Source organism: Erythrobacter sp. SN021 (assembly GCF_021864455.1).
Genome location: NZ_JAKKUW010000226.1, coordinates 1 through 286 on the forward strand (window position 1 = coordinate 1; position 286 = coordinate 286).

Sequence of the window (286 nt, forward strand, 5' to 3'; positions counted from 1 at the left end):
CCAAATCGAAGTTGTCAAAGATTTCCTGTGCATCCTTCTTTGCCTTTTCCACTTGTTCGGGGGTGTATTTCGGAGGTACATCGACCGGTACTGGGCACACTGCGATCTGTGGGGGTGCACCGCCTGTTCCTGCTTCAGCACTCATTGTCTCTTGACTCACTTCCAGTAGTTTGACTTTCACTTCTATAACCCGACCTCAACGTTCTGAACTGATTGTATCTATGATCGATTGCTCTGTATTCGTGCTTCTTCCTCGATAGATTCCTCGATTGACGACATCAACGTT

The 286-nt window shown here is 47.2% G+C and carries 1 protein-coding gene; it reads right to left on the minus strand.

The window, feature by feature from the left end; all coding sequences use genetic code 11:
- Positions 1 to 181 (minus strand): hypothetical protein (locus L5849_RS15685; RefSeq protein WP_236926297.1); only part of this gene is annotated, 181 nt, incomplete at its 3' end.
- Positions 182 to 286 lie beyond the last annotated feature (105 nt).